Origin of the sequence: Cerasicoccus arenae, from assembly GCF_014651635.1 — a bacterium.
In the GTDB taxonomy this organism is placed as follows: domain Bacteria; phylum Verrucomicrobiota; class Verrucomicrobiia; order Opitutales; family Cerasicoccaceae; genus Cerasicoccus; species Cerasicoccus arenae.
Genome location: NZ_BMXG01000048.1, coordinates 1 through 1,724, shown reverse-complemented (window position 1 = coordinate 1,724; position 1,724 = coordinate 1). Strand labels below are relative to the sequence as shown.

Annotated in this window: 2 protein-coding genes; both read right to left on the bottom strand. The window is 41.3% G+C overall.

Going from position 1 to position 1,724, the window contains the following annotated elements; translation table 11 throughout:
* Positions 1–365: 365 nt before the first annotated feature.
* Positions 366–953, bottom strand: coding sequence for a toxin-antitoxin system YwqK family antitoxin (locus IE065_RS17795; protein WP_189517659.1), 588 nt, complete (start codon positions 951–953; stop codon positions 366–368).
* The coding region (locus IE065_RS17790) for a hypothetical protein (RefSeq protein WP_229792162.1) at positions 950–1,724 on the bottom strand (775 nt) is incomplete at its 5' end. The genes IE065_RS17795 and IE065_RS17790, both read right to left, overlap by 4 nt.

Genomic DNA, 1,724 nt, shown 5'->3' with positions numbered 1-1,724 from the left:
GTTAAAAGGCATCATAACTCTCAATGAAACGCACCCTAGAGGCCTTGGACCTTAACCAAATGAAGCAATCACCCCAATCGAACGCGCGCTCAGGTCGCGGCCCCTTTAGTAGTAGCGACATATCCACGGATTTTGACGACCAAACAAACAAGCCATACATTCATGATTAGCTAGGGGAAGTTCTACGTTGGCCCCCTTTCGTATTCCTCAATATGACGCCACCGGCTACTTTTATTCTCAATAAACCGGGATTCTCACAAAAATCTTATGAGCTAAATTCGGCAAAAATGGTCGGCGTTATTTCGGCTCGTAACATGTAATGGTTCATTTGTTCAATTAATATCGCCCAAAATTGTAGCCTATTATTATTCACTCAAATTTTCATCAGTCTGCAAGCGTGCTTCCTCATGCACCACTTGGACTCTATCACCTTCACTATATATGTAGTAAGAAAGCAATTTACCATTTTCATCCCATTTAATCACTGGGCCATTTAGCAAATCACTAGAATAAAATGATTTAGCCTTTATTCTACCATTTTGATGGTATGTCGTCGACCAGCCATTTTTCATCCCGTTGCTATAATCAACAACCCAATCAATCGTTCCATCTTCTCTCCAATACTTTGTTACTCCTTCTCTGATGCCACTCTTAAAGTGAACAACCGCATATCGCCGGACTCTTTGTGAGCTATAGTAAACTGTTTTTTCTCCATCCTGCCATCCATCTTTCCAATTGGTAAGAGTCACTTTGCCAGACCTAGGCCCTTCAACATCTTCGTCCTCCTCCGAAACCAATGTTTGGCCAGTAAAAAGTTGGCCGTCATGATAACACAGTAAGTCATCGCCAATCTTAAACTCTCCATGCCTTAAAATAGTTCCATACTCTTCTGCATTTACGACAATGCAGCAAATAAAAACTGGCATCAAAATTTGAAAAAATTTAGTAATCATAGTCCATGCGAGTTGTAGTGATCCACATCTTCTCTCATAGCCCTAGCTGGGCTGAAATTAGGGTTATTAGCGCTATTATATTGCTCAACATGCCTTTCAAACGTTAGCGCTCGACCGTTGGAGTTTGGGAGTCGCGGATTCACAAAATAATCTACTGAATCTGCCAAACCTGCAACACCACTGTATGTGTTATACTGACTACGCAAACTTTCTCCGACGGTTGATCTATATTGGTTGGCCTCCCATACAGCATTGTATTCGGTCTGACTTGGGTAGCCAGACCATTGATTTTTTGGTTGAGCAAACATATTTTGAAAACTATCACTGTAGTTGTTTTTATTACCTTTTGCAGTAATATTAAAGTCGAAAGCATGTCGACCCTCATGGATGAGGACTGATGCGGCAGACATGAAGCCTTTGTTGCCTTTCCCGTCGATTCCCTTCGTTTCTTTGCCGTCAAGCGCATTCCTAGAAAGTCTAATTTCATTATCATTAATACTAAAATATGACGTATTACCGTCCGTAAACGAAAGCTGAACTGTGACATCCTCATTCTCATGCAATTGTTTTAGAGCACTATCTTCCATTTTACCCGTATCGGGATTTTTGCGCTGATCGTTATAATAATCACTCTGCTGCACATCTTGCCATGTATTCCAAATGTCTTGTTGGCTTTGGTCATTATATTGACGATTACCATCGTCATCCACGGTATAATCGTCCTCATCTCCAACCTCGAATTTTAGCCCCAACGGATCGAACTTGGTCCAA

What these genes read in the sequence shown, in the direction of transcription:
- IE065_RS17795 (WP_189517659.1), bottom strand. Translation starts at nt 953, where the DNA reads ATGATTACTAAATTTTTTCAAATTTTGATGCCAGTTTTTATTTGCTGC.